The sequence below is a fragment of the Novosphingobium sp. genome (assembly GCF_039595395.1).
Classification (GTDB): domain Bacteria; phylum Pseudomonadota; class Alphaproteobacteria; order Sphingomonadales; family Sphingomonadaceae; genus Novosphingobium.
Window position 1 is genome coordinate 46,229 of the sequence record NZ_JBCNLP010000006.1, and the last position, 24,016, is coordinate 70,244.

At 64.6% G+C, this 24,016-nt stretch carries 20 protein-coding genes and 1 pseudogene; 11 read left to right on the top strand and 10 right to left on the bottom strand.

What is annotated here, in order from left to right; translation table 11 throughout:
• Window positions 1-14 precede the first annotated feature (14 nt).
• The 3 genes from ABDW49_RS20480 to ABDW49_RS20490 all read left to right on the top strand — a co-directional run bounded on the left by ABDW49_RS20480 (window position 15) and on the right by ABDW49_RS20490 (window position 3,450).
• Complete coding sequence (locus tag ABDW49_RS20480) at window positions 15-554, top strand: Rrf2 family transcriptional regulator (RefSeq protein WP_343614767.1); 540 nt, start codon at window positions 15-17, stop codon at window positions 552-554.
• A gap of 175 nt (window positions 555-729) precedes the next feature.
• Complete coding sequence (locus ABDW49_RS20485) at window positions 730-1,938, top strand: FAD-dependent oxidoreductase (protein WP_343614769.1); 1,209 nt, start codon at window positions 730-732, stop codon at window positions 1,936-1,938.
• A 300-nt stretch (window positions 1,939-2,238) separates the two neighbouring features.
• Window positions 2,239-3,450, top strand: a complete 1,212-nt coding sequence (locus tag ABDW49_RS20490; protein ID WP_343614770.1) for an MFS transporter — start codon at window positions 2,239-2,241, stop codon at window positions 3,448-3,450.
• Between the two features lie 51 nt (window positions 3,451-3,501).
• Here ABDW49_RS20490 and ABDW49_RS20495 read toward each other — a convergent pair whose 3' ends face one another.
• Entirely contained in the window at window positions 3,502-5,793 is a 2,292-nt protein-coding gene (locus ABDW49_RS20495; protein ID WP_343614772.1) for a TonB-dependent receptor, read from the bottom strand.
• A gap of 212 nt (window positions 5,794-6,005) precedes the next feature.
• On the opposite strand from ABDW49_RS20495, the gene ABDW49_RS20500 reads away from it, so the two are divergent.
• The gene (locus tag ABDW49_RS20500; RefSeq protein WP_343614774.1) at window positions 6,006-7,007 is read left to right on the top strand and encodes a LacI family DNA-binding transcriptional regulator; all 1,002 of its coding nucleotides are present in this window, start codon (window positions 6,006-6,008) and stop codon (window positions 7,005-7,007) included.
• 8 nt (window positions 7,008-7,015) lie between these two features.
• On the opposite strand, the gene ABDW49_RS20505 is transcribed toward ABDW49_RS20500, so the two are convergent.
• Window positions 7,016-8,104 carry a Gfo/Idh/MocA family oxidoreductase gene (locus tag ABDW49_RS20505; protein WP_343614776.1) on the bottom strand — a complete coding sequence of 363 codons (1,089 nt, stop codon included), beginning with the start codon at window positions 8,102-8,104 and terminating at the stop codon, window positions 7,016-7,018.
• 172 nt (window positions 8,105-8,276) lie between these two features.
• On the opposite strand from ABDW49_RS20505, the gene ABDW49_RS20510 reads away from it, so the two are divergent.
• Window positions 8,277-9,332 (top strand): LLM class flavin-dependent oxidoreductase, encoded by a 1,056-nt coding sequence (locus ABDW49_RS20510; RefSeq protein WP_343614778.1) that lies wholly within the window; start codon window positions 8,277-8,279, stop codon window positions 9,330-9,332.
• On the opposite strand, the gene ABDW49_RS20515 is transcribed toward ABDW49_RS20510, so the two are convergent.
• Together ABDW49_RS20515 and ABDW49_RS20520 are read right to left on the bottom strand one after the other, a co-directional pair.
• Entirely contained in the window at window positions 9,247-9,738 is a 492-nt protein-coding gene (locus ABDW49_RS20515; RefSeq protein WP_343614780.1) for a hypothetical protein, read from the bottom strand. The two genes, ABDW49_RS20510 and ABDW49_RS20515, sit on opposite strands and share 86 nt — an antisense overlap.
• Entirely contained in the window at window positions 9,699-9,938 is a 240-nt protein-coding gene (locus tag ABDW49_RS20520; protein ID WP_343614781.1) for a hypothetical protein, read from the bottom strand. Before ABDW49_RS20520 ends, ABDW49_RS20515 begins: the two co-directional genes overlap by 40 nt.
• On the opposite strand from ABDW49_RS20520, the gene ABDW49_RS20525 reads away from it, so the two are divergent.
• The 5 genes and pseudogenes from ABDW49_RS20525 to ABDW49_RS20545 all read left to right on the top strand — a co-directional run bounded on the left by ABDW49_RS20525 (window position 9,937) and on the right by ABDW49_RS20545 (window position 14,881).
• The gene (locus ABDW49_RS20525) at window positions 9,937-10,245 is read left to right on the top strand and encodes a hypothetical protein (protein WP_343614782.1); all 309 of its coding nucleotides are present in this window, start codon (window positions 9,937-9,939) and stop codon (window positions 10,243-10,245) included. The two genes, ABDW49_RS20520 and ABDW49_RS20525, sit on opposite strands and share 2 nt — an antisense overlap.
• Window positions 10,246-10,296: 51 nt before the next feature.
• Entirely contained in the window at window positions 10,297-10,962 is a 666-nt protein-coding gene (locus ABDW49_RS20530) for a ferritin-like domain-containing protein (RefSeq protein WP_343614784.1), read from the top strand.
• Between the two features lie 270 nt (window positions 10,963-11,232).
• Window positions 11,233-13,370 (top strand): annotated as a pseudogene (katG, locus tag ABDW49_RS20535) (catalase/peroxidase HPI).
• 87 nt (window positions 13,371-13,457) lie between these two features.
• Window positions 13,458-13,823: a c-type cytochrome gene (locus ABDW49_RS20540; protein WP_343614786.1), complete on the top strand. Its 366-nt coding sequence runs from the start codon at window positions 13,458-13,460 to the stop codon at window positions 13,821-13,823.
• 185 nt (window positions 13,824-14,008) lie between these two features.
• Complete coding sequence (locus tag ABDW49_RS20545) at window positions 14,009-14,881, top strand: NAD(P)H-binding protein (protein ID WP_343614788.1); 873 nt, start codon at window positions 14,009-14,011, stop codon at window positions 14,879-14,881.
• A gap of 6 nt (window positions 14,882-14,887) precedes the next feature.
• Here ABDW49_RS20545 and ABDW49_RS20550 read toward each other — a convergent pair whose 3' ends face one another.
• The 6 genes from ABDW49_RS20550 to ABDW49_RS20575 all read right to left on the bottom strand — a co-directional run bounded on the left by ABDW49_RS20550 (window position 14,888) and on the right by ABDW49_RS20575 (window position 22,618).
• Window positions 14,888-15,541: a DUF6445 family protein gene (locus ABDW49_RS20550; protein ID WP_343614790.1), complete on the bottom strand. Its 654-nt coding sequence runs from the start codon at window positions 15,539-15,541 to the stop codon at window positions 14,888-14,890.
• A gap of 3 nt (window positions 15,542-15,544) precedes the next feature.
• Window positions 15,545-16,255: a SapC family protein gene (locus tag ABDW49_RS20555; RefSeq protein ID WP_343614792.1), complete on the bottom strand. Its 711-nt coding sequence runs from the start codon at window positions 16,253-16,255 to the stop codon at window positions 15,545-15,547.
• Between the two features lie 10 nt (window positions 16,256-16,265).
• Entirely contained in the window at window positions 16,266-17,801 is a 1,536-nt protein-coding gene (locus tag ABDW49_RS20560) for a tryptophan halogenase family protein (RefSeq protein ID WP_343614793.1), read from the bottom strand.
• A 90-nt stretch (window positions 17,802-17,891) separates the two neighbouring features.
• Entirely contained in the window at window positions 17,892-21,053 is a 3,162-nt protein-coding gene (locus ABDW49_RS20565) for a TonB-dependent receptor (protein ID WP_343614794.1), read from the bottom strand.
• A gap of 93 nt (window positions 21,054-21,146) precedes the next feature.
• Window positions 21,147-22,106, bottom strand: a complete 960-nt coding sequence (locus ABDW49_RS20570) for a FecR domain-containing protein (protein WP_343614796.1) — start codon at window positions 22,104-22,106, stop codon at window positions 21,147-21,149.
• Window positions 22,103-22,618 (bottom strand): sigma-70 family RNA polymerase sigma factor, encoded by a 516-nt coding sequence (locus ABDW49_RS20575; protein ID WP_343614798.1) that lies wholly within the window; start codon window positions 22,616-22,618, stop codon window positions 22,103-22,105. Before ABDW49_RS20575 ends, ABDW49_RS20570 begins: the two co-directional genes overlap by 4 nt.
• Before the next feature lie 561 nt (window positions 22,619-23,179).
• Here ABDW49_RS20575 and ABDW49_RS20580 point away from each other — a divergent pair.
• Window positions 23,180-23,962, top strand: a complete 783-nt coding sequence (locus ABDW49_RS20580) for a transporter (protein ID WP_343614799.1) — start codon at window positions 23,180-23,182, stop codon at window positions 23,960-23,962.
• Window positions 23,963-24,016 lie beyond the last annotated feature (54 nt).

The window sequence follows — 24,016 nt, forward strand, 5'->3', positions numbered from 1 at the left end:
GTATATCCGAGTTCATGGCCCATCTGACCACCTCCGTCGAATATGCGCTTCACAGCCTGCTCTGGCTGGTTGACAGCGATCAGTCGCTCAGCACGCGGGAAATCGCCGAGTTGCAGGGCATCTCGCCCAGCTTCCTCGCCAAGATTTTCCCCCGGCTGGAAAAGGCGGGGCTGGTCTCGGCCAGCGAGGGCGTGCGCGGCGGCTATCGCCTGGCGCGCGCGGCGGAACAGATCTCCTTCCTCGACGTGGTCGATGCGGTCGAAGGCGACAAGCCGCTGTTCGATTGCCAGGAGGTGCGCGGGCGCTGCGCCCTGTTTGGCGGCAACCCTCCGCCCTGGGCGACCAGCGGCACCTGCGCGGTTCACGCCGTCATGATCCAGGCCGAAAAGGCCATGCGCGACGTGCTGGCAGCCCAGACCCTGAGCGAGGTGTCGCAGCGCTTCAACCGCAAGGCGCCCGGCAGCTTCGCCGCCGATTTGCAAGGTTGGTTTGGCGACCGCCATGACCAGCGCACCGCGCGCACCGGCCGCCCGCGCCGCGAAGGCCCCAGCTAACCCCTCTGAATCGCGGCGCCGCCCCGGCGTAGCGCCGCGCATTCCCCCGCAGATTTCCGTTTCTTTCCCGTCGCCCACCGGGCGCGATCGGGGAAGCCGCCTCGCGCCTGATGCGCGCGGCTGCCGCGTCTGGCGGCGCGATGACCCGTGCCCGGCAAACTTCAAGGAAAGACTTATGACCAAGCAGACCATCCTCGTCGCCGGTTCCGGCTTTGCCGGTGTCTGGGCGGTGCTCGCGGCAGCGCGGGCCATCGCTCTGGCAGGGCGCGAAGACCATATCGATCTTGTCATGGTGGCACCGCAGCCCCGGCTGGCGATCCGCCCGCGCTTTTACGAGGCGGTTCTCGACAACATGGACCCCGATGTTTCCGAACTGCTGAAGGTCGTCGGCGCGCGTTTCGTCGACGGCATCGTCGAAACCATCGGTGCGGACACGCGCCAAGCAGCGATCCTGCGCGGCGACGGCTCGCGTGAGACCATCGGCTGGGACCGTTTCGTGCTTGCCACCGGCAGCCGCGTGGCCATGCCGCCGATTCCGGGTCTGGTCGAACACGCCTTCACCGTTGACCAGCTCGATCAGGCGCAGCACCTCGACGCGCATATCAAGGCACTGCCCGCCCGGCCGCAAAGCGCTGCGCGCCATACCGTGGTGGTCGCCGGTGGCGGTTTTACCGGACTGGAGGCGGCGACCGAACTGCATGAGCGCCTGCGCGTGATGTTCGCGCCGCAGCAACCGCGCGTGGTCATCGTCGACCCCGCGCCGGAGATCGGCGCCGAATTTGGCGCCGAGGCGGGCCGCACGGTGCGCGAGGCTCTGGCCGAGATCGGCATCGAACAGCGGGCGGGGGTGCGGCTCAGCGCGGTTGATGCGGGCGGCGCGCAACTGTCCGATGGCAGCCGGATCGATGCGGCCACGGTCGTCTGGGCCGCCGGGGTGCGTGCTCATCCGCTGGCCGCGCAGGTGCCGGGCGAGCATGACGCCACCGGGCGCGTGGTTGGCGATGCTTTCCTGCGGGCGCCGGGGGCTCCGGGGATTTTCGTCACCGGCGATACCGTCAAGGCGGCGACCGACGATGCGGGCAATTTCAACCTGATGACCTGCCAGCATGCGCTCAGCCTTGGCCGGGTGGCAGGCTATAACGCCGCGGCGGACCTGGTGGGGCTGCCCCTGCACCCCTACAGCCAGCCCAAATATGTCACCTGCCTCGATCTGGGCGCATGGGGCGCCATGTACACCGAGGGCTGGGACCGTCAGGTCAAGCTGACGCGGGCCGAGGGCAAGAAGGTCAAGCAGGAGATTAATGGCGTGTGGATCTATCCGCCTGCCGCCGATCGTGAGGCCGTCTTTGCCGTCGCCAACCCGGATTTCGTGATCGTGCCGTGATGGCGCGGCCCTGACAGGGGCGGGCGCGGCCCGGCGCATCAGCGATGATGCGCCGGGCTTTCGCTTGTCCGCGAGGCTGAATTTTCTTCGGACGGGGATATAAAAAATATTCTATCGGAATGGTAGAATTTGCTACTGTGCCAGCGTTGTCACTCTCGCATATCCGGGCCGCCCCATGACGATTGCCGATGCCGCCACACCTCTCGGGCCCCGGACCCATGCCGCTTTGCCCGTCTTCCGGCTGGCCATCAGGCCGCGCACGGCCAGCGGCATGTGATTTCAAACGGATCGGACGTCTTCGTGGACCTGTCATCACGCCGCCGCAATCTGCTCTTCGGCTTTGCCCTGACCGCCGGGGTGCTCAACCTTGTCGACCGGCAGATCATCTCGGTGCTCAAGCCGACCATCTCCGCCGATATGGGCTGGAGCGACAATGATTACGGCACGCTGGCCGCCTGGTTTCAGGCAGGCGTGGCCGGAGGCCTGCTGCTGGCGGGCTGGATTGTGGACCGGCTGGGCTGGAAATGGGCCAATGCGGTGGGGGTGGCGACATGGTCGCTGGCCGCGCTGACGCATGGCGGGGCGCGCTCCATGGCGCAATTCCTCGCCTGCCGCATCTCGCTGGGCGCCACCGAGGCCATGGGCACGCCGGCGGGCATGAAGACGATGACGACCATCTTCGCGCCGCATCAGCGCTCGACCGCCATCGGCCTGTCCAACGCTTTCACCAGCCTTGGCGCCATTCTGGCCCCGCTGGCCATTCCGGCGGCGGCCGTGGCATGGGGGTGGCGCGGGACTTTCGTGGCGGCGGGGTTGGTCGGGCTGGTCTGGGCGGCGCTGTGGTTGGCGATCACGCGCGGCGTCACCATCCCCGAACGTCATGATGGGCCCGCCGAAGCAGAGGTGCCGCAACGCTCGATCCTGCGCGAAAAGCGGACATGGGTGATCGCCGTGGCCAAGATCCTGTCCGACGCGACATGGTGGCTGATGCTGTTCTGGATGCCGGATTATTTCAACCGCCAGTTCGGCCTCACCGGGCTGGAGCTGGGGCCGCCGCTGGCCGTGGCCTATTGCGGATCGGCGGCGGGATCGATGCTGTCGGGCTTTGCCGGGACGGCGTTGCAGCGCCGGGGCTGGAGCGCGCATCGCACCCGATTGACCATCATGCTGATCTCGTCCTGCTGCGTGCTGCCGCTGCCGCTCACCCTGGCGGTCCATAGCTATTGGTGGGCGGTGCTGTTGCTGGCCCTGACGCTGGTGGGGCATCAGGGCTTTTCCACCAGCCTGTTTGCCCTGATCGCCGACATCGTGCCCTCGCGCCAGATCGGGCGGGTGACCAGCTTCGGCTCCTTGTGCGGCAATCTGGGCGGCATGGTGCTGACCAAGGTGGCCGGTCTGGTGCTGACCGCCGGGCTTGGCTATGCGCCTTTGTTCGCCTTTGGCGTCTCGAGCTATTTTCTGGCGCTGCTGTGGCTGAAGCTGATGGTGCCGGGCCGGGCTCGCGTGGCCTGAACGCAAAAAGGGCGGCGGGCCTTTGAAAACCCGCCGCCCCGTATCGCCTTCTCAGAAATGGTAGCTGGCGTTCACCCCGACATAGCGGTCATTGTCGCGGGGTACGAAGCGCAGCGTGCCCGCGGTCGTGCCGTTGCTCAGCAGGTTGGAGTAATGGGTGTTGAGCAGGTTCTTCACCACCCCACGGATTTCCCAATTGCGCTTGTCGATCAGGGCCACGCTGGCGTTCCAGATGCCATAGGCGGGCTGGATGGTGCTGGGCGTCTGGGTCAGGGCGAATTGGGTGGCGCTGCGGAAGGTCCAGTCGGTCTGCAGTTCGACGCCCAGCGTGTCGGTCAGCGGAAGGCGCCAGGCGCCGCCGCCGCTCAGCTTCCAGTCGGGGGCGAAGGGCAGGGGGGCGCCATCGTAATTGGGGCAGACGGTGGCCGCCGGGCAGTTGAAATGGCGGATGCGCGCATTGCTGTAGACCGCCGCCCAGTTCAGTGTCAGCCGGTCAGTGGGGTGAGCGGCGGCGTCGATCTCGATGCCGCGCGTGCGCACCGTGCCCGCATTGATCAGGCGGGTGACCGGTGAGCCCAGAAAACTGTCCTGATAATTGGCCTGATAGCCGGAAAAGTCTGTCCAATAGGCCGCGATGCTGCCGGTGAAGGCGCCGCCGCGCGTGCCGCCCTTCAGCCCGACCTCATAGCTGTTCGAGGTTTCCGGCTTGAGCGCGATCTGGTCGAAGGCCTGCATGTTGAAGAACACATTATAGGCCGGGCCCTTGTAGCCGCGCGAATAGGTCGCATAAAGCGTCGCCTGCGGCACAGGCCGGTATTGCACGCCGACGCGCCCGCTGCCGTCCACCCGGTCGGTGCTGCCGGTGCTGTAGGCGATCGAGGGGCGGATGCCGGTGACGCCCGTTGCCGTATCGGCATTGCGCTGATGGTAATAGGTCAGCTTGTCATAGATCAGGCGGCCGCCCAGGATGAAGGTCAGCTTCTCGCCGGCATGCAAATTGGCCTCGCCGAACAGCGCCAGATTGTCGGCCTGCGTGCCGTAGGTGGCCACGCCGGTGTTGGTCTGGGTGGTGGTGGGCGACGTCAGTTGGGTGACGGTGCGCTGATAGATCTCATTGGTGTTGGCATGCAGGTAATAGGCGCCCACCACATAGTCGATCAGCTTGCCCTGCGGTGAGGCGAGGCGCAACTCCTGGCTGAACTGGTTGAAGTTGACATAGCCATTGTCGGCCCCCTGCGGAAAGCCGCTGGCCAAGATCGAGCGCTGGTCCCAATCGGGCACCTGGCGGTTCTTCCATTCGCGATAGGCGGTGATGGAGGTGACGGTGTAGTCGCCCGGCCGCCACTCCGCCGTCAGCGAGCCGCCGTAATTGTCATCCTTCACATAGGTGTCGAAATTGGTGTTGACGGTCTTGTTGTTGGCGCTGGCGGTCACGCCTTCCTGCGCCAGCAGGCCGGCCAGCGCGGCGCTGTTGGTGGTGGCGCCGCCAAAAGCGGTCTGCGACGTGCTGGCATAGACGCCGTTGGGGGTGGTGTCCTTGTTGTGCAGATAGTCGCCGGCCAGCGTGATGGTCAGATTGCTGGCGGGCTTGGCCACCAGCTTGCCGCGACCGCCCCAGCGCTCATAGCCATTGACCCAGTGGTTGGTGCCCAGATTGCGGACATTGCCCTGATAATTGCCGTAGAGCCCGCTGATCGAATAGCCCAGCCAGTCGTTGATGGGGCCCGAGAGCCCGGCGCGGATGCGCTCCTCATTGCCCTCGTAATAGCCGACATCGATCACGCCGGTCTGATGGTCGGAGGGGGCCTTGGTGATGATGTTCACCACGCCCGCCGAGGCGTTCTTGCCGAAGAGCGTGCCCTGTGGCCCGCGCAGCACCTCGATGCGCTCCAGATCGACCAGATCGAAGGTCGCCTGTCCGGGGCGCACCAGCACCACGCCGTCCAGCACGGTCGAGACTGAGGATTCCACGCCCGGCGAGGTGGTGATCGTGCCGATGCCGCGGATGAAGATGTTGCGGTCCTTGTTCGAGGCCCCGTTGCGGAAATCGAGGCTGGGAACCGTGGCGGCAATATCCTGAATGGTGTTGAGGTTGCGCGACTGGGCACTGCTGCCACTCACCACGGACATGGCGATGGGCACATTCTGAAGCTGCTCGTTGCGGAAGCGCGCGGTGACAACGATGCCACCGGCGGCCGAGGCATCCTCGGGCAAGGCCTGCTCGGCGGCGGGCGCGTCGGTCCTGGCCCCCGCTGTGTCCGCGTGAGCGACGCCGATGGCCAGAAATCCGCTGGCCAGCACCGTTCCGCTCAACAATGTGAGGGCTGAGATTGATCGATTCACCGTAAAGCCTCCCTGAATGGTGGGCTTTCCTTAAACTCTACAAAATCCATAGAGAAGAGAGTTTTTGTCACGGGGGTGACAACGTAGGCTATCGCGGGGCATGCTGGGCACCGGGTATAAGACATAATCATAAGGGCCCGGTTCCGCTTCGGCCTGCCGCATGGCACAGATGGCGGCGCCAAGGCGATCACGCCGCCACAGAGGAGCCGATCTTGCGCGCCACGATCAAGGATGTTGCCCAGGCATCGGGCGTTTCGATCAAGACGGTGTCCCGTGTCCTCAACAAGCAGCCACGCGTCTCCGAGAAAGCGCGCAAGAGTGTGCAGCAGGCCATCGAAACGCTCAATTTCCGGCCCAGCGCCGCCGCGCGCAGCCTTGTCGGCCATCGCACCTTCCAGATCGCGCTGGCCTGCGACAACCCCAGCCCCTTCTATGTGCACGAGATGCAGGCGGGCATCCACGAACGCTGCCGACAGGACGGCGTGCGGATGATCGCCCAGCCCTATGATCACCGCGCCGAAGGGCTGATCGAGGAGATCGCCAGCCTGATCGACACCACCGGCATCGACGGGCTGATCCTCACCCCGCCGATCTCCGACCGGCAGGATATCCTCGACCTGCTGGCGCGGCGCGAGGTGTCCTATGTCCGGGTCACGCCCTCCGGCACGGTGGAGACCTCGGCGGTGTTCATCGACAATCAGGCGGCGGCCAATGCGATGACGCGCCATCTGCTGGCTTTGGGCCATCAGCGTATCGGCTTTGTGATGGGCCATCCCAGCTATGCGGGCAGCGTGGCGCGCCATGCCGGCTATGTCGCGGCGCTGGTGGAATCGGGCCGCACGCCCGATCCGAAGCTGGTGCGCGAGGGTGGTTATGATTTTGCCTCGGGCGCGGCGGCGGCGGAGGCTTTGCTGGCGCTGGCCGATGCCCCCACCGCCATTTTCGCCTCGAATGACGAGATGGCGGCGGGCGTGCTGAGCGTGGCGCATCGGCGCGGCATGGCGGTGCCCGGCGCGCTTTCGGTCGCGGGCTTTGGCGACGATGCGCTGGCCAGCTTCGTCTGGCCGCCGCTCACCACCATCCGTCAGCCGACTCGCCAGATGGGCTTTCAGGCGGCGGATCTGCTGCTGGCCCCGGCGCAGGACAAAGCCTCACGCGAGGTGCCTTTCGAACTGATCCGCCGGGAATCGACGGGTGGTGCGCCGCGTCGATAGGGGCGCCGTTAAAAGCCCAGTTCGGCCATCTCCACCACGCGGTGTTCGCGGGCGCTGATCTCCGCCGCCGTGCCGATGGCCACGGCCATCAGACCATCGCGCGCGCTCACCTCCACCGGGCCCTCGCCCCGCACGGCGGCGATAAAGCGCTGGTGCTGATAGAAGGTCGAGCCGTGATGGCTGCCCGCCTGCAGGGCTTGCCTGTCGACCTCGACCACGCTTCGCTCGACCTGCTTGGGGTTGAGGAAGCCCACGCGCGGGCTGTAGACCAGCGCGCCTTCCGGGATCAGCACATCCAGCCGGGCCTTGTCACCCACGGCGGTGACTTCCTCCTGATTTTCAGCGCCTTCGGCAAACATCGAGAGGTCCAGCAGGGCCCGCACGCCATTGGCGAAATCGACGGTGGTGAAGCTGTTGTCGATGATGTCGGGCGTCTGCCCATCATAGCGTTCGTCGAGATGGTTCACATCCATCGCGCCCGAGCAATAGACGCGCACCGCTTCGGATTGCACGATCAGCCGCATCAGATCGAAGAAATGGCAGCATTTCTCGACCATCGTGCCGCCGGTGTTGCGGCTGAAGCGGTTCCAGTCGCCCACCTTGGGCAGGAAGGGGAAGCGATGCTCGCGGATCGAGAGCATCTGCAGCTTGCCGACGCGCCCGCCATGCACCTGATCGATAAATGCGGCGGCGGGCGGCATGTAGCGATACTCCATGGCCGTCCAGAAGGGCCGCGATGAGGCCTCGGCCTGCTCCACCACCCAGCGGGCATCCTCCAACGTTGTCGCAAGCGGTTTCTCGCACAGAATGGCCAGCCCCGCATCGAACAGAGGCTCCAGCACGCGGCGGTGGGTGTGGTTGGGGCTGGCCACGATCACCGCATCGACCAACCCGCTTTGCGCCAGCGCCGCGCTGTCCGAAAAAGCCTTTACGCCCTCGGCTTTATCGCCCAGCGCCATGAGTGCCCAGCCCAGCGAGGTCTCCACAGGATCGGCGATGGCGGTCACCACCGCGCCGGGGGTGATGGCAAGATTGGTGATATGTTCTGCCCCCATCATCCCGGTGCCGACGAGACCGTAACGCACTTGCTCTACCATCACTAGTGATCCTATAGGTGATAACGATGTCATCATCTCTTACCATGCATCTGGTGCCTGAGCGCAAGCCGGAAAATGTTGTCGGCGGGATCTCCGTGCTTTTGCCGGGAGCCGCGCTGGAGATGATCGCGCCTTGCATCCCTGAAGCCCGCGCCGCCACGGAGAAGAAACCATGAGCAACCCCTGCGAAGTGAGCTGGTTTTCAGCTCTGTGCGACGATGATTACGAGTTCCTCGGCGTGCCTGATGAACGCCTGCAATCGAGCTGGGAGCATTGCCGCGACATCGTGCTGCAGGCCGAAAGCGCGGGCTTCGACAACATCCTGCTGCCCTCGGGTTACAATCTGGGGATCGACACCACGGCCTTTGCCGCCGGGATTGCCCCCATGCTGCGCCGCCTTGCCCTGCTGATGGCGGTGCGCATCGGCGAAAGCTGGCCGCCGCAACTGGCCCGGCAGATCGCCACCATCGACCGGATGCTGGGCGGGCGGCTGAAGGTCAACATCATTTCCTCGGAGATGCCGGGCGAGACGCTGGGCTCGCGTGAGCGCTACGCCCGCACGAGCGAGGCGATGACCATCCTGCGCAGCCTGCTCAATGGCGAATCCATCGATCATGATGGCGAATTCTGGAAGCTGAAGCTCGATCCGCCGCGCATCCGCACGGTTTCGGGCAAGGCCCCGCTGTTCTATTTCGGAGGCCTGTCGCCCGATGCGCGCGAGACCGCCGCCAAGGGCTGCGACGTCTATCTGATGTGGCCCGGTACGCAGGGAGAGATCGCGGCGATCATCGCGGACATGAAGGAGCGGGCGGAGCGCCATGGCCGCACCCTGCGCTTCGGCTACCGCGTCCATGTCGTGGTGCGTGAAACCGAGCAAGAGGCCCGCGCCGCCGCGGACCGCCTGCTGTCAAAGCTCGATCTGGCACAAGGCGCGGCCATTCGCGCAAAATCTCTGGATTCGCAATCGGCGGGCGTGCAGGCGCAGGCCGCGCTGCGGGAACGGGCGGTCGATGGCTATGTGGAGGACAATCTCTGGACGGGGATCGGGCAGGCGCGCTCGGGCTGCGGCGCGGCGATTGTCGGCGATCCCGATCAGGTGCTGGCCAAGATCGCCATGTATCGCGAGATGGGCATCGATGCCTTCATCCTTTCGGGCTATCCGCATGCGGCGGAGGCGGATCTGTTCGCGCGGCATGTTCTGCCCGCGCTGGATCATGCGCCCTTGTAACGGGGGCACCATCCCGCAGCCATGCACAGGCCATCGCGACCGCCATGATCGCGAAGCTGGCCGTATAGGCGAGATAGGGCGCTTTCGCCCCCGCCACGGGGCTCAGCAGCGGAACCAGCATCAGCATCAGGGTCAGGGCGGCCATCTCGATCAGCGCATAGCGGACCGGCTGGCCCCGCGCGAAGGCGCTGTACATGGCGATCAGCGTCCAGACGCACAGCATGTCGCCCACCATATAGATGCGGATCGCCGGGATGGCGGGCAGATAGGCGTCGGACAGGAACATATGGACCAGCCGATGCGCGGCAAGGCCGATGGCCGTCACCGTGGACCAGGCGCTGTCGTCGCCGATCAGCAGATGCGAGATCAGCCCGGATGCCATGGCAATGGGCGGCGCCAGAAGCATGGCGGCCACCAGATGGTGAAAGCGGCGCGATAGGTGTGGCTCAGCGCATCCATGTCCGGGGCCGCCGCCGACTGGCGCACCAGCGCATTCTGCACGCCGCCCACCGGCAGGCGGACTGGCTGACAGCTTGAGCAGCAGCACCATGCCCGGCAATGCCGCTTTCTGCGTGAACGATACCGGGTCGAGTCCGACCAGCGCATGCTGGTCACCCCGATCTGGTGCGAGACCAGCCCGTTGCCGCCGGTTGCGGTTTTCGACGGGCAATGGGTGGAGGGGCGCGGTTTTGAGCAGATGCTGGCGGCCTTGCTGGGGCGTTACGGTGTGGGGGAGGCGGTGCCCTTTGGCGCGCCGCAGCTCCTCCATGATGCGCTGGAGCGGTTGAGTGACCGAAATGGGGACGCTCACCATGCGGCGCAGGCTTCACAGTGCCTCGATGAGGTCTTCGATGTGTGTCATACAGTGAGGCTGGTGGAAGAGGCATGCGGCGCAAGGGAAGGCCGCCCCTGAACCACCCCACGCAGGGGCCGTTCCGCTTCCGATCGTCGAAAGATGGACGTTATGTTCAACTGGTTTTGTCGTCGCTACCTCGAAATCCTGGGGTCGATCTATCTCTACAACGAGCATCGCGGCTACACCGCGCTGGATCGGGTGATCGAGGCCGTCCGTCGCCGGGCGCCCGAGGACAGGGATTTTATCGCAACGCTGGAAAAGCACCGCGCCGATGAGCGCAGGCATTATGAGATGTTTCGCCGCTGGTTCCTGCGGCGCGGGGTGATGCCCTATGCGGTGGACCGGACCTTTGGCCACATCGACAGATTTGTCGAACTCATGTTCGGCACGACCATCGACGGCCTCGATACGGCGCAACTGATCGCCGATGACCGCCTGTTCGAACGCCTCTGCCGGGTGATCGCGCTGACCGAGCGGCGCGGCTTCCGTCAGGTCGAGATCCTGCTGCGCCATCCAATTGTGCGCAGCGATGCCACGCTGATCCGCATCTTCCGGGTGATCGAGCGGGATGAACCCAGCCACTGGGCGCCTTACGAGGGCTGGCTGGCCCGGCGCGGTCGGCATGTTTCAAGCTGGTGGGAGCGCAGGATCGACGGCTTCATCCACGCCGAATTGCTGTTTCTGAAGCTGCCTGTGCTGTTCCTTGTCCCCCGATTGGGGCGCCGGGCCGGATGGGCCGATGATGCCGAAGCAGAGGTGCGACCCCAGCCTTGATGCGGCATGCCCGGCGCTGATCGCATTTTCGGGGATTTTACTGATGTTTATAAGGAAACGTCGATCACAGTGATCAGGCCGATCAATTTCTGTGCCTCCATCCCATTGGTTAGACCCCCGCATATCAAGATAGAACGACAGGGGTTTGCCATCATGATCAAACATTCAACATCCCTCGCGGCCATCCTTGCCCTGGCAGCATGCCCCTTGGGGGTTGCCCGGCTTCACGCGCAGGATGCGGCGGCAGCGCATGCCGCCCAGCCCGGCGCCATGTCCAACGCGGATTGGTGGCCCAGTCGCCTCGACCTCATGCCGCTGCGCCAGCATGACGCCAGCGCCAATCCCTATGGCGCGGACTTCGATTACGCCAAGGCCTTTGGCACGCTCGATCTGGCAGCGGTGAAGGCCGACATCCGCAAGGTGCTTCACACCTCCCAGGCATGGTGGCCGGCGGACTTCGGCCACTACGGCCCCCTGTTCATCCGCATGGCCTGGCACAGCGCCGGCACCTACCGCATCGGCGACGGCCGCGGCGGCGCGGGCGAAGGCCAGCAGCGCTTCGCCCCGCTCAACAGCTGGCCGGACAACGTCAGCCTCGACAAGGCGCGCCGCCTGCTGTGGCCAATCAAACAGAAATACGGCCGCAATATCTCCTGGGCCGACCTGATTATCCTGACCGGCAACGTGGCGCTGGAATCGATGGGCTTCAAGACCTTCGGCTATGCCGGCGGCCGCGCCGACACCTGGGAGCCGGACGACGTCTACTGGGGTTCGGAGAAGATCTGGCTGGAGCTGAGCGGCGGGCCAAACAGCCGCTACTCGGGCGACCGTGACCTGGAAGACCCGCTGGCGGCGGTGCAGATGGGCCTGATCTACGTCAACCCGGAAGGCCCGGACGGCAACCCCGATCCGGTGGCCGCCGCGCGCGACATTCGTCGAGACCTTCGCCCGCATGGCGATGAACGACGAAGAAACCGTGGCGCTGATCGCCGGCGGCCACACCTTCGGCAAGACCCACGGCGCCCGGCCCGGCGTCTAACGTCGGCGCCGATCCTGAAGCGGCCGGGCTGGAGTCGCAGGGCCTCGGCTGGCACAGCACCTTCGGCACCGGCGTCGGCAAAGACGCCATCACCAGCGGCCTGGAAGTCACCTGGACCACCACCCCCCCCAACCCAGTGGAACCACGACTTCTTCCGCCACCTGTTCGAATACGAATGGGAGCTGAGCCAAAGCCCGGCCGGCGCGCATCAGTGGGTGGCGAAAGACATCGGTGAAACCATTCCCGACGCCTTCGATCCGAACAAGAAACGCCGCCCGACCATGCTGACCACCGACCTGTCGCTGCGATTCGATCCGGCCTACGAGAAGATTTCGCGCCGCTTCTATGAGCACCCGGAGGAGCTGGCCGACGCCTTCGCCCGCGCCTGGTTCAAGCTGACCCACCGCGACATGGGGCCGCGTGCGCGCTACCTCGGCCCGGAAGTGCCGCAGGAAGAGCTGATCTGGCAGGATCCGATCCCGGCGGTCGATCATCCGCTGATCGACGAGCATGACATCGCCGCGCTGAAAAACGCCGTGCTGGCTTCCGGCCTGCCGGTGTCGGCGCTGGTCTCCACCGCCTGGGCCTCGGCTTCGACCTTCCGCGGTTCCGACAAGCGCGGCGGCGCCAACGGCGCGCGCATTCGCCTGGCGCCGCAAAAGGACTGGGCGGTCAACCAGCCGGCGCAGCTGGCCGAGGTGCTGGCCAAGCTGGAGAGCATCCAACGCACCTTCAACGATGCGCAGACCGGCGGCAAGCAGGTCTCTCTGGCCGACCTGATCGTGCTGGCCGGCGCCGCGGGCGTGGAACAGGCGGCGAAGAACGCCGGTTTGGCCCTGACGGTGCCGTTCGCGCCGGGCCGCATGGACGCTTCGCAGGAGCAGACCGACGTGGACTCTTTCGAAGCGATGGAGCCGCTCGCCGACGGATTCCGCAACTTCCTGAAGGGCAAATACCGCGTGCCGGCCGAAACGCTGCTGGTCGACAAGGCGCAGCTGCTGACCCTGACCGCGCCGGAAATGACGGTGCTGGTCGGCGGGCTGCGGGTGCTCGGTGCCAACGTCGGCGGCACGCAGCACGGCGTGTTCACCCCGCGGCCCGGCAGGCGCTGACCAACGACTTCTTCGTCAACCTGCTCGACATGGACACCACCTGGAAGAAATCGGACAAGGCGGCGGGCCTGTATGATGGCCTCGACCGTGCCAGCGGCAAGCCCAAATGGACCGCGACGCCGGTGGATCTGATCTTCGGATCGAATTCCGAATTGCGCGCCGTGGCCGAGACCTATGCCTCGGATGATGCGCGCGAGATGTTCGTGAAGGACTTTGTCGCCGCCTGGACCAAGGTCATGGATCTCGACCGCTTCTAAGCGTCCTCCGGTCCTTCCCGGAGCCCACCGTTCCGATCCCCCTTTCCGGGACGGTGGGCTCAACATTCCGCGATCATGGATATCCGCATGACGAAGAACGGCTTTTCAGCCGCTGGCCTTGTGCTGCTTTGCGCCGGGCTTCCTCTCTCCGCGCGGGCAGAGGCGCCGCCCCCGGCTTTCGGCGTCTGCTCGGCCTGCCACAGTACCGAGGCGGGCAAGACTTCCTTTGGCCCCAATCTGCGGGGTGTCGGCGGGCGCAAGGCGGCAAGTTTGCCCGGCTATGCCTATAGTTCGGCCCTCAAGGCCTCCGGGCTGACATGGACGCGCGAGGAGCTGGATAGCTGGCTGACCTCGCCGCAAAGGAAGGTCCCCGGCACGAAAATGCCCTTTGCCGGCTATGCCGATGCCGAGAAGCGCCGACAGGTGATCGATTATCTTCTGTCGCTCAAATAGGCCCGGTCCGCCTCGGCCAACGTCATGTCCGAGTGGGTGTCACAGATCATCTCCGCATTTCTGATTTTGAGTCCGTAGTGACGATCCAAAATGGCGTTCGATTCAGGACCTGCAAGGGACTATCCCGGAAGGGCAGGCCGCTTCGGCAGAAGCGTGCCCCCAATCCCCCGAGCAGGAGAATGACGATGTATGCCATCACCGCGATAACCGGCCGTGTCGGCGGCGCACTGGCCGACCGGCTGCTGGAGCAGGGCCAGCCCGTCCGCGCCATCCTGCGCGATGCGGCCAAGGGCGCGCCATGGGCCGCGCGCGGTGCCGAGGTGGCGTTGGCCGATGCCGATGATGCCGATGCCCTGACCGCAGCTTTGTCGGGCGCCGAGGGCGTGTTCCTGCTGCTGCCGCCCAATTTCGACCCGGCGCCGGATTTTTCCGATGTGAAGGCGCGCATCGCTGTCTTTCGTGAGGCTCTGCTGCGCGCGAAGCCGGGCAAGGTGGTGGTGCTCTCCACCATCGGGGCGGATGCGATGGAGCCCAATCTGCTGACCGCCCTGCGCCTGCTCGAAGAGGCGCTGGCCAATGTCGATCTGCCGATCACCTCTTTGCGCGCGGCCTGGTTTATGGAAAATGCGCAGTGGGATGTGGCGGCGGCGCGGGACAAGGGCCTGATCGCCAGCTATCTGCAACCGCTCGACCGCAAGATCGCCATGATCGCCACCGATGATGTGGGGCGTTGCGCCGCCGATCTGCTGCTGGAGGATTGGGCGGGCCACCGCATTGTCGAGCTTGAGGCAGCGCAGCGCGTCTCCCCGCAGGACATTGCGGCGGCGCTGGCCAAGGCGATCGGTCATCCGGTGAGCGTTCGGGCCGTTCCCAAGGTTGAGTGGGAGGGCATCTTCCGCGCCGAGGGTATGGCCAATCCGCAACCGCGCATGCGGATGATCGACGGCTTCAACGAAGGCTGGATCGACTTCACCGGTACCCAGCCGGACCATCGCAAGGGCCGGATCGGCATCGAGGAGGCCATGGAAGCGCTGGTCAGCCGGATCATGCGGGAATGACAGGCTTTACAGGCGGATCAGGGAGGTGATCGTCAGCCTCGCCTCGCTGAGGGTATCGCGCGACCATGACTCACCGATATCGCCGCAATGCAGGCAATTGGCAGGGTAGAGCACCAGCCGGTTGTAGCGCAGATCGGCTGCCCCGATCTGCTCGAAACTGGCGGTGCTGGCGGCGTGATAGCGGGCCGGGGGCATGCCATGGCGTGCGGCATCCGCCGCCAGAGACCCCTGCCATGCTGCCGTTCTGGCGGAACTCATGGTTTCGAAGCCGGTCGCGCGGTGGCGGTAAAAGCTGGTGCCTTGGTGGGGCGGCTCGCACAGGTAATGAACGGCAGCCAGGATCGAGCTGTCCACGGTGTCGAAATGGGGGATGCGCTGGATGGCCAGCAGGCTTGCCGGGGCGCAGGTCGTCACGGCGAAGCTGGTCCGCAGGATCTGTATGGTTTGCGCGTTCAGAATGGGCGTCAGCAGGTCATGCAGCCAGTTCGGATAGGCGGGCGGTGTCTCGGCGCGGATGCCGGGATAGAGGTCTCCCTCGGCCTTCGCAAAGGTCTGATCGAGCGCGTGTTCGACCAATTGTGCCGGGTGAGGATGCGCGTCATCGATCAGCCAGAGCGGCACCCCTTCGTTCCCCATGCGCAGGCAGGTGGCGGCAGGCATAATTCAGCTCGCGGCGACCGTGAACCATTGCGAATGGGCCGCCAGCCGCGCGTTTTTGCGCCGGACCAGCCCCGACACATGGTTCAGCGACAGGGCGATCGCGGCCAGATCCATCACCGTGGCGAAATCCTCGATCTCGTGATGAGCGCGGGCCAGAGCGTTTTCATCCACATTGTACAGGCCCGTCAGCAGGCTGGTGGAGCCATCGTTGAAGGTGAGGTCCAGCTTGACCTCGGTGATGAGCTTGCGGGCCAGGGCAAGGTCGATCAGGCTGCGGGTGGGCTGTTGCCCCTGCAGCAAGCGCGCCAGCATGGCCTGAATGGCGGCAAAGTAGTCACTGTCGCTGCCATCGGCCGCCGTGATGGTGCAGGGCCCATCGGGCGTGATCGCCGGGCTGGCCGTATCAATGCAGACCGCGCCGCCCTCACCGACAAAGAAGGGCAGCCGCAACAGGTTGAGCGGCAGATGATCGCCATCGAGCGTCTCACCGTTCCAGAACAGGTTTTCGTGCGGCGCCAGCCCCATCAGCGCGGCAGGATAGAACTGCCCGGTTTCCCCATCCTTGGCGAAGAAAATGGGGAACTGGCTGGCCACGGTCCTGATCTCACTGGCGACCAGCGGCACCAGATGCACCGAAGCGGCGGCTGTTGCGGCCCTGGCCGGGTCGATGCGCAGATGGGCGTGGGCCTGTCGGGTCAGGGTTTCGATGGTCAAGGCCGGCCTTTCACAGCGGAGGGAAGCGGTAGTCGCGCAGCTTGTTGAGCAGCGCGCGGTTGGTGGGCATCATGCTGGCCAGCTTGCGCTTCATCGCCGTGTTCTGCGCGAAGGCATCCATGGCCGCGTCCCGCCGGGCAAGTGTGGCGGGGGCGCAGGCGGTCTGAAAACCCATGCCATAGAGCACATAGTGATAGCTCGCCGCCGGGAACATTTCATGCGCGCTGGCGAAATCATGCTCGCCGGGGGGCGTGTGGCGCCACAGGTCCAACTGGTCCTGCAAGTCCTGCGGGATGGTCGCGGGATCGCGGTTGTCACGCCAGAAGGCGCTGTCGTCGCGTTCGGACAGGATATAGTGCAGCTTCAGGAACTCGATCACCCGGTCCCAGCGGTAGCGCGTCATCGTGTTGAAGCGGCGGGCGACAAAATCCATCGCCCGGCGCGTGGCGGGCATGGCATTGGCGATGTAATCGGCCGACAGCTCGATCATCACCAGCGCCGATGCCTCCAGCGGTTCGAGGAAGCCCGCGGCAAGGCCCACGGCGACCACATTGTTCTTCCAGAAGGTCTCGCGGTGGCCCGAGCGGATGGGGATCGTCCTTGTCGAAAGCCCGGCAAAGGCGGGGCCGACATAGGCCGCCAGCGCTTCCTCGGCCTGCTCCGCGCTGCCGTGGCGGCTGGACCAGACATAGCCCACGCCGCGCCGGTTCTGCAGGCCGATATCCCAGATCCAGCCATGCTTCTGCGCGGTGGAGACGGTATGGGCGGTGATCGGGCTGTCGGCCTCCTCATAGGGCACCTGCACGGCCAGCGCCCGGTCGATGAACAGCACATCGCTGCGGTCGATAAAGGGCACATCCAGCGCCTGCCCCAGCAGCAGCGAGGCAAAGCCGGAGCAATCGACGAAAAGATCGGCGCGAATAGGCCCGGATTTGCTGCCGACAACGGCGGCGACATCGCCCGCCTCATTCAGCTCGACATGGTTGATCGTGTCGTCGATGTGGCGCACGCCCAGCTTGTTCACGCAATGATCGTGCAGCAGTTCGCCCAGCCGCACCGCATCAAGGTGATAGGCATAATTGGCGATGCCGCCATAGTCGGGCGAGGTGATGAGCTTGGGCGCCAGCCCGTTCTCGCACAGAAAGTCCTGAAAGCAGACCGCATCGGAATAGGACATCGCGTCGCCGCCTGCCGAGGCCTCATGCCAATAGGGCGCCAGATCGAGATCCGGGAAACCCTGAGGCAGCACCAGCGGGTGATAATAGGCGTCATCCGCCTTGCCCGTGCGCCATCGGGCGAATTTGGCCCCCTGTTTGAACGAGGCGTTGCAGGCGCGGATAAAGTCGGTTTCGGCGATGCCGATCTTGCGCAGCGTGTTGCGCATGGTGGGCCAGGTGCCCTCCCCGACCCCGATGGTGCCGCGCTCCAGACTTTCCACCAGCGTGACGTCAAGGTCTTTCCCGTGGCGCGCGGCGATCAGGCCTGCTGTCAGCCAGCCTGCCGAGCCGCCGCCCACGATGCAGATCGATCGAATGTCGCGGGTCATTGCCTTGTGGTCATCCTCATGCCTGCGGCTTGTCTTGTCTTATCATTGTGGGCCGGTGGGAGGGGTGCCCTCCCACCGGCATGTTTTTGATCAGAAATTGACCCTTGCGCCAAATTTGAACCGGCGCCCGGAGTCTTCTGCATAGAGGAACTGGTTGGTGTAGTAGGCGTATTTCAAGGTCATCGCATTGGTCAAGTTGGCCCCTTCGACAAAGACCGCCACCTGCGGGGTGATGTGATAGGTGAGGCTGGCATCGAGTTGGCCGTAGGAACGCACCTGCGTCACCGCCTGACCCGCGCCATTGAGCGGAGGCGGGGCGAGATATTGCAGGAAATGATCGCGCCAGTTGTAGGCGACGCGGGCCTCGATCCCGTGCTTGTCATAGAACAGCACCGCATTGGCCGAGTTCGACAGGCCGGTCAGCGCGAATTTGTTGGTCAGGTCCTGCGGGTTGAGGTGGCGGTTCGATCCCACCAGAGTCCCGTTGATCTGAAAGCCGAAGCCGGTCTGGCCAAGGCTGTGCTGCCACGCCGCCTCAAGCCCGGTGACGGTGGCATCCTGCCCGTTGACCGGCGCGGTGATGGTGAACTGGGCCGCCGTGTTGCTGGCCGGATCGAGCAGCGGCGTGCCCGATGCGTTGGCAACAGGGCCGGTCGTCTGGTTCAGCACGATAAAGTTGTTGACGCTCTTCAGGTAGGCGCCAAGCGAAATGTAACTGGCCGGCGCGTAGTAATACTCCGCCGAAATATCGAGATTGCTCGATTTGAAGGGTTTGAGGTCCGGATTGCCCCGGCTGGCGGCAAAGTTGCCGGGGCGCAGCGTGATCAGCGTGGTCACCGGCGAAAGCTGCTCCAGCGTGGGCCGGGTGATGGTCTGCGAGGCGGCAAAGCGCAGGGTGAAGTCGTTGGTCACCAGCCACTTCAGCGCGATGTTGGGCAGGATGTCGAGATAATGCGTCGAGCCCACCGTGCGGGTCGAACCCGAGGAGGCCGAGCCATATTGCGTCTGGTCGTTCGCCAGCTTCACCAACGAAGTATAGGCGGTGGCCAGCCCGTTGACATTGGTGGAAGTATCCTCGAACCGCACGCCCGCCACGATGGAGATCGGGCGATTGGCGATGCTGCCCTTGAACTCGGTTTCCAGATAGGCACCCAGCACCCGCTCCTTGACGATGGTGTCATTCACCAACGGCGGGGCGAAGGTGAAGCCGGGGCCTTGCTGCGCGGTGATCGCGCTGAACAGGCTGGGGCCATCGAAGGTCTGCCATTGGGTGGGCAGGCGGTTGGACCCGCTCACCCCCGAGAGGAAGCCGCTGCCCGCATTGAACACGCTGATCGGCACGTTGGACGGCGCGGGCAGGTTGTAGCCGCAGGTGGTGCAGCCGCTGCCGCCATCGTTGGAATAGAGCGCGGTGTCCTTGCGGTCGTGGGAGTAGTAGAGGCCCCAGTTGGCCTTCACCAGCCCCTCGTCGCTTTCACCCTTGTAGGTGAAATCGGCGCGGACCTGGGTGACTTCATCCTTGATGCCATAGCCGCGCAGCAGCATGACATGCTGGCACATCGGCTCGCCCGCGCCGACGGTGGTGCTGTTGGCCGGCGTGCCGGAATTGGTCACGGCGCTGCCGCAGGGGCTGGCGGGATTGGCGAAGGTGGGCAGGGTTTCGGTCTGCCACGGCAGGATGGCGCCATCCGACTGATAGCGCGACGAGCCGGTGAGATAGCCCAGCAGCGCCAGATAGGCCTCCTTGCCGCCGTTCTCGTCTTCCTTGGCCAGCGAATAGGAGCCATCCAGCGTGGCGCTGATGGTGGGCGAGATCTGCCAGTCGACGTTCAGGCCGAATTCGCGGGTGTTGGTGCGCTTGTCGAACTTCTTGTCGTGAAAATCGGTGGCGATGCCGCTGGCCTGGGTCATGTCGGTGACGGTGCCATTGGCATCGGTCTTCACATTGGTCAGGTTCGATGCGGTGAACCAGTGGCCATAGGAGCGCGTGTCGGTGGTGTTGGTGAATTTGGTGTAGAGCGCGTCGGCGGTGATCGTCACGTCATCATTGGGCCGGTATTGCAGCACCAGCGTGCCGCCGATGCGCTCGCGATCCTCACGCGTGACCTTGGAGTCGAAGTTCTGGGGCACAAAGATGTTGCCCTGCGGATTGCTCGAACTGACAAGACCGGCGCCGCCGTTGACCTGCGCTGCTGGCACGCCGGGGTTGACCAGCCAGCCATCGGTCTGCGCCTGGCTCAGGCGGGTGAAGCGCTTCTGATAGCTGCCCGAAAGCAGCACGCCCAGCTTGCCGTCGGCAAAGGTATCGGCAAACAGGAAGGAGGCGTCGGGCGCGACCTTCTTGGCGTTGCCGTCATAATTGCCATCGATCGAGGCGGAAAATTTGCGCCCCTTATAGTCGAAAGGGCGCGCGGTCTTGATGTTGACCGTGGAGCCGACACCGCCGGACTGAAAACGCGCGGTCGAGGATTTGTAGACCTCCACGCCCGAAACCAGCTCCGAGGCCAGCGTATCGAAGGAGAAAGCGCGGCCGGATGCCTGGCTGGGGTCGGTGGGGGTGGCGATCTGGCGGCCGTTGACCAGCACCGTGTTGAATTCCGGGCCAAAACCGCGCACCGTGATGAAGGCGCCTTCACCGCCCGAGCGGTCGATCGACACGCCGGTGATGCGCTGCAGCGATTCAGCAAGGTTGGCGTCCGGCAGCTTGCCGATGTCCTTGGTGGAAATGGCGTCGACAATGCCCGAGGAGGCGCGCTTGATCCCGCGCGACGTATCGAGGCTGGCGCGCAGCCCGGTGACGACGATCGCCTGCCTCTCGGGCTCCGCCGCGGGTGGAGGAGGGGCCGAAGCCGGGGCCGCAGCGCCATCCTGCATGCTGCCCGTGCTGGCCAGCGCAAACTGCCCGCCCGGGGCGGCGCCGCGCGCGGAAATCTGGCGGGCGATGATGGCATAGGTGCGCGGACCGGTCTGGCGGGCGACAAGCCCGGTGCCGGCAAAAAGCTGATCGATGGCATTGCCGACGGTCAGTTCGCCGCGCACCGCATTGGTACGCACCGCATGGGTGACCTTGCGCGAGGCGATGATCTGCACATCGGCCTGATGGCCCAGCAGACCGATCGCGGTTTCGGCGGATTGTGCTTCGATGGCGAAGGTCCGGGTCTGTGCGGCGGCCTGCGCACTTGCTGGCGCGGTAACGGCGCAGACAATGCTTGCTGACGCAAAAAGCGCGCCACGAAGCGTGGTTCTCAACATAAGCCCCTCCGGTTGTTCTTTTCGATTATCGGCAGATCGTTTTTTGATCTGTCCTCCCCAAGAGTATCCTGTTTCGAAAATCCCTCTCTCAGCCTATGTTTTATTTTGCATGTCGCTTCCGCGTTCGATGCGGATCACATTGGGTTCGCTGGTGTTCACGCTGACGCCCAGAGAGGTCTTGAGCGCTTCGGCAAAGCCTTCGGGGTCGCTGATGCGGAACAGGCCGTCGAACTGTTCGGCCGCCACATTGGGGTCGGCAATGACGATCTGGCACTGGTTGTAGCGGTTGAACTCCTCCGCCGCGTCCCGCAGGGTGGTGCCGTTGAGGTCGATCATGCCGTTGCGCCAGGCCAGCGCCCGGTCGACCGAGGCGGTCTCGCTCGCCTGATAATGCACCACCGCGCGTTCGCTGATGAGCGCCCGCTCCCCGGCCACCACCCGCACGCGCTGGCCGGAGTCGGCGTCGGACCATGTTTCCACGATGCCTTCCGTCACCAGCACTTCCACCCCGCCTTCGCGTTTGCGAACCGAGAAAGCGGTGCCCACCGCGCGGGCGCGCGCATTGCCCGAAGCCACGACAAAGGGGCGGGCCGCATCCTTGGCGACCTCGAACCAGGCCTCGCCCTGTGCCAGTTCGATCTGGCGCATGTGCTTGGCGAGATGCACCTTCAGTTCCGTGTCGGAATTGATCGTCATCACCGAGCCGTCACCCAGCGGCACACGGCGAATTTCGCCCAGTTGCGTGACATAGGCCTGGCCCTGCGCCATCATGAAGCGTGAGGCCAGCACCGCGGCCCCGCTGGCCGCGACCAGCCCTCCTAGCACGCTGCGGCGCTTCCAGATGGCCGGCGAGGGGGCGGGGATAACCTCGGGCGCGCTGATGGCATCGGGCATCAGCCATGCGGCATGCGTTTGCAGCAGCAGGCCTTGCCGAATCGGGTCGACCGCCAGCCATGCCTGCAGATCGGCCTCATCCTGCGCCGACCAGTCGCCGGCATCCATGCGGGCGACCCACTGCGCCGCCTCGCCGGCGATCTGTTCGCGCGGGCTCACGAGCGGAGCGCCTTCTGTTCGGCGGGCTGGGGTTCCTGCTCTTGCTCCAGCAGGCGCCATCCCTCGCGGATCGCGCGCACGCCGACCGAAACCTGCTTTTCAACCGCCTTTTCGGTGATGCCCATATGGCTGGCGACTTCCTTTTGCGACCATCCCTCGATCTTGCGCAATTCGACGATGCGGCGGCAGCGTTCGGGCAGGCTGGCCAGCATCATGCGCACCCGGTCAAAGGCCAGGCGGCTGGCCACCTGCTCCTCGGGCGAGGGGGAGCCATTGTCGCGATAGCTTTCGATCTCGCTGATGGCCTCGAAAGGGGCGATCTGCTGGCGCTTCAGCCGCCGTACCATCAGATTGCGGCACACGGAGAAGAAATAGGCGTGCGGGCAGTCGATATGCTCCACCCCCTCCAGCGTGACCAAGCGGCAATAGGCGTCCTGCATCAACTCATCCACCTCGTCAGGCGAGACGCGCCGCCGCAGGAACCAGGCGCGAATGCGTGGTTCATGCGGCATGATCTCGCGCGCCACCCACAGCGCAAGCGCGCGGCGACGTTCAAGCAGCGCTCGCGAATCCGTAGCCGTGGCACCCTCCCTGTTCGAGGTTTATCCCCTTTGACCGTCATAGAGGCCTGGCGCGCGAAAATCCCTCCCGCTGCGTCAGATATTTTTTAGGCCCTGCCGGTTTTCCGGTTTTCCGGTTTTCCGGTTTTCCGGTCTGCCGGGGCTCGGGAGCTGCGGATGGGATGACGGCTCGTGCCGCATCGGGAAGCGCTTTGGGGCGTCCGGCTGCGCCCAACCGATGGGGCGTTCCAGCGGTATACCGCTTTCCCAAATCGGGATTTTCCCGTTTGCAATGGCGGAAAATACGTGACCCAATTGCTATTTTCTCGGGGTGGAAAGCTCCTAAAGTGGCTTGTGATTGTTGCACTAAAACAAAATTCTGCGGGGCTGTGAGCGGGTTTTCCTCATGACGCCATACGCCGGATTGCGAGCGCAAGTTTCAACAAGCCGAATGTTTCTTCCGCATTCAAATCTACGCCGTCCATTTCACTATTTGGTCTCGGGGTAAATGCGATGAATTATCTCAAGACGGTCGTGTCAGCTTTTGGGCTTATGTTGTTCTTTGTGGGGACCGCTCATGCGGATCCCTTTACGCAGGAGCAAGGCCAGGGACGGGTGATCGTCAGCGGCATTTTCACGCAAAGCCCGAAAGGGTTCGATGCGAACGGCAAGACAGTGCCCATCCAGGAATATGACCAGAATCAGGTCTATATCATGGGCGAATATGGCGTGACGAAAAACTTCACCGTTTTGCTCACGCCCAGTGTCGGCAACATCAGTCTCAAGGGCGGTGATGATTCCAGCGGTCTGGGATACACCGATGTGGGTGGTCGCTATCGCCTGGCGAAAAGCGATCACTGGATCATCTCGGTTCAGGGACTGGTGAAGATACCGGGGACCGCGCGCAACTATCCCGTGCCGCAGTTCAACGACAAGAGCGTGCAATATGACCTGCGCGTGTCGGGCGGTTATATGGCGGGTCCGGCCTTCATCACGCTCGATACCGCATATCGGTTGCGGGCGGGCGATCCGCCGAACGAGTTTCACATCGATGCGACGGCGGGCACACATATCACGCCGCGGCTGATGTTGCTGGCCTCTGCCTATACCACGATCTCGGATGGCGGCGGGCGGGGCGTGTTCAACCAGTCTTATCATTACACCGACGTCTATGCCAGCGTCGTCTATGATGTGACGAAGCGGTTTTCGTTGCAGGCCGGATACACCGGTACTGTCACGGGCAAGAATTCATTGCGACAGCGCGGGCCTGTCGTCGGTATTTGGTACAAGTTCTGAGGCTGGGGAGGATGCGCAGCATCGTCCGCCGTTTGACGGAAAGCCTGAAAGAGA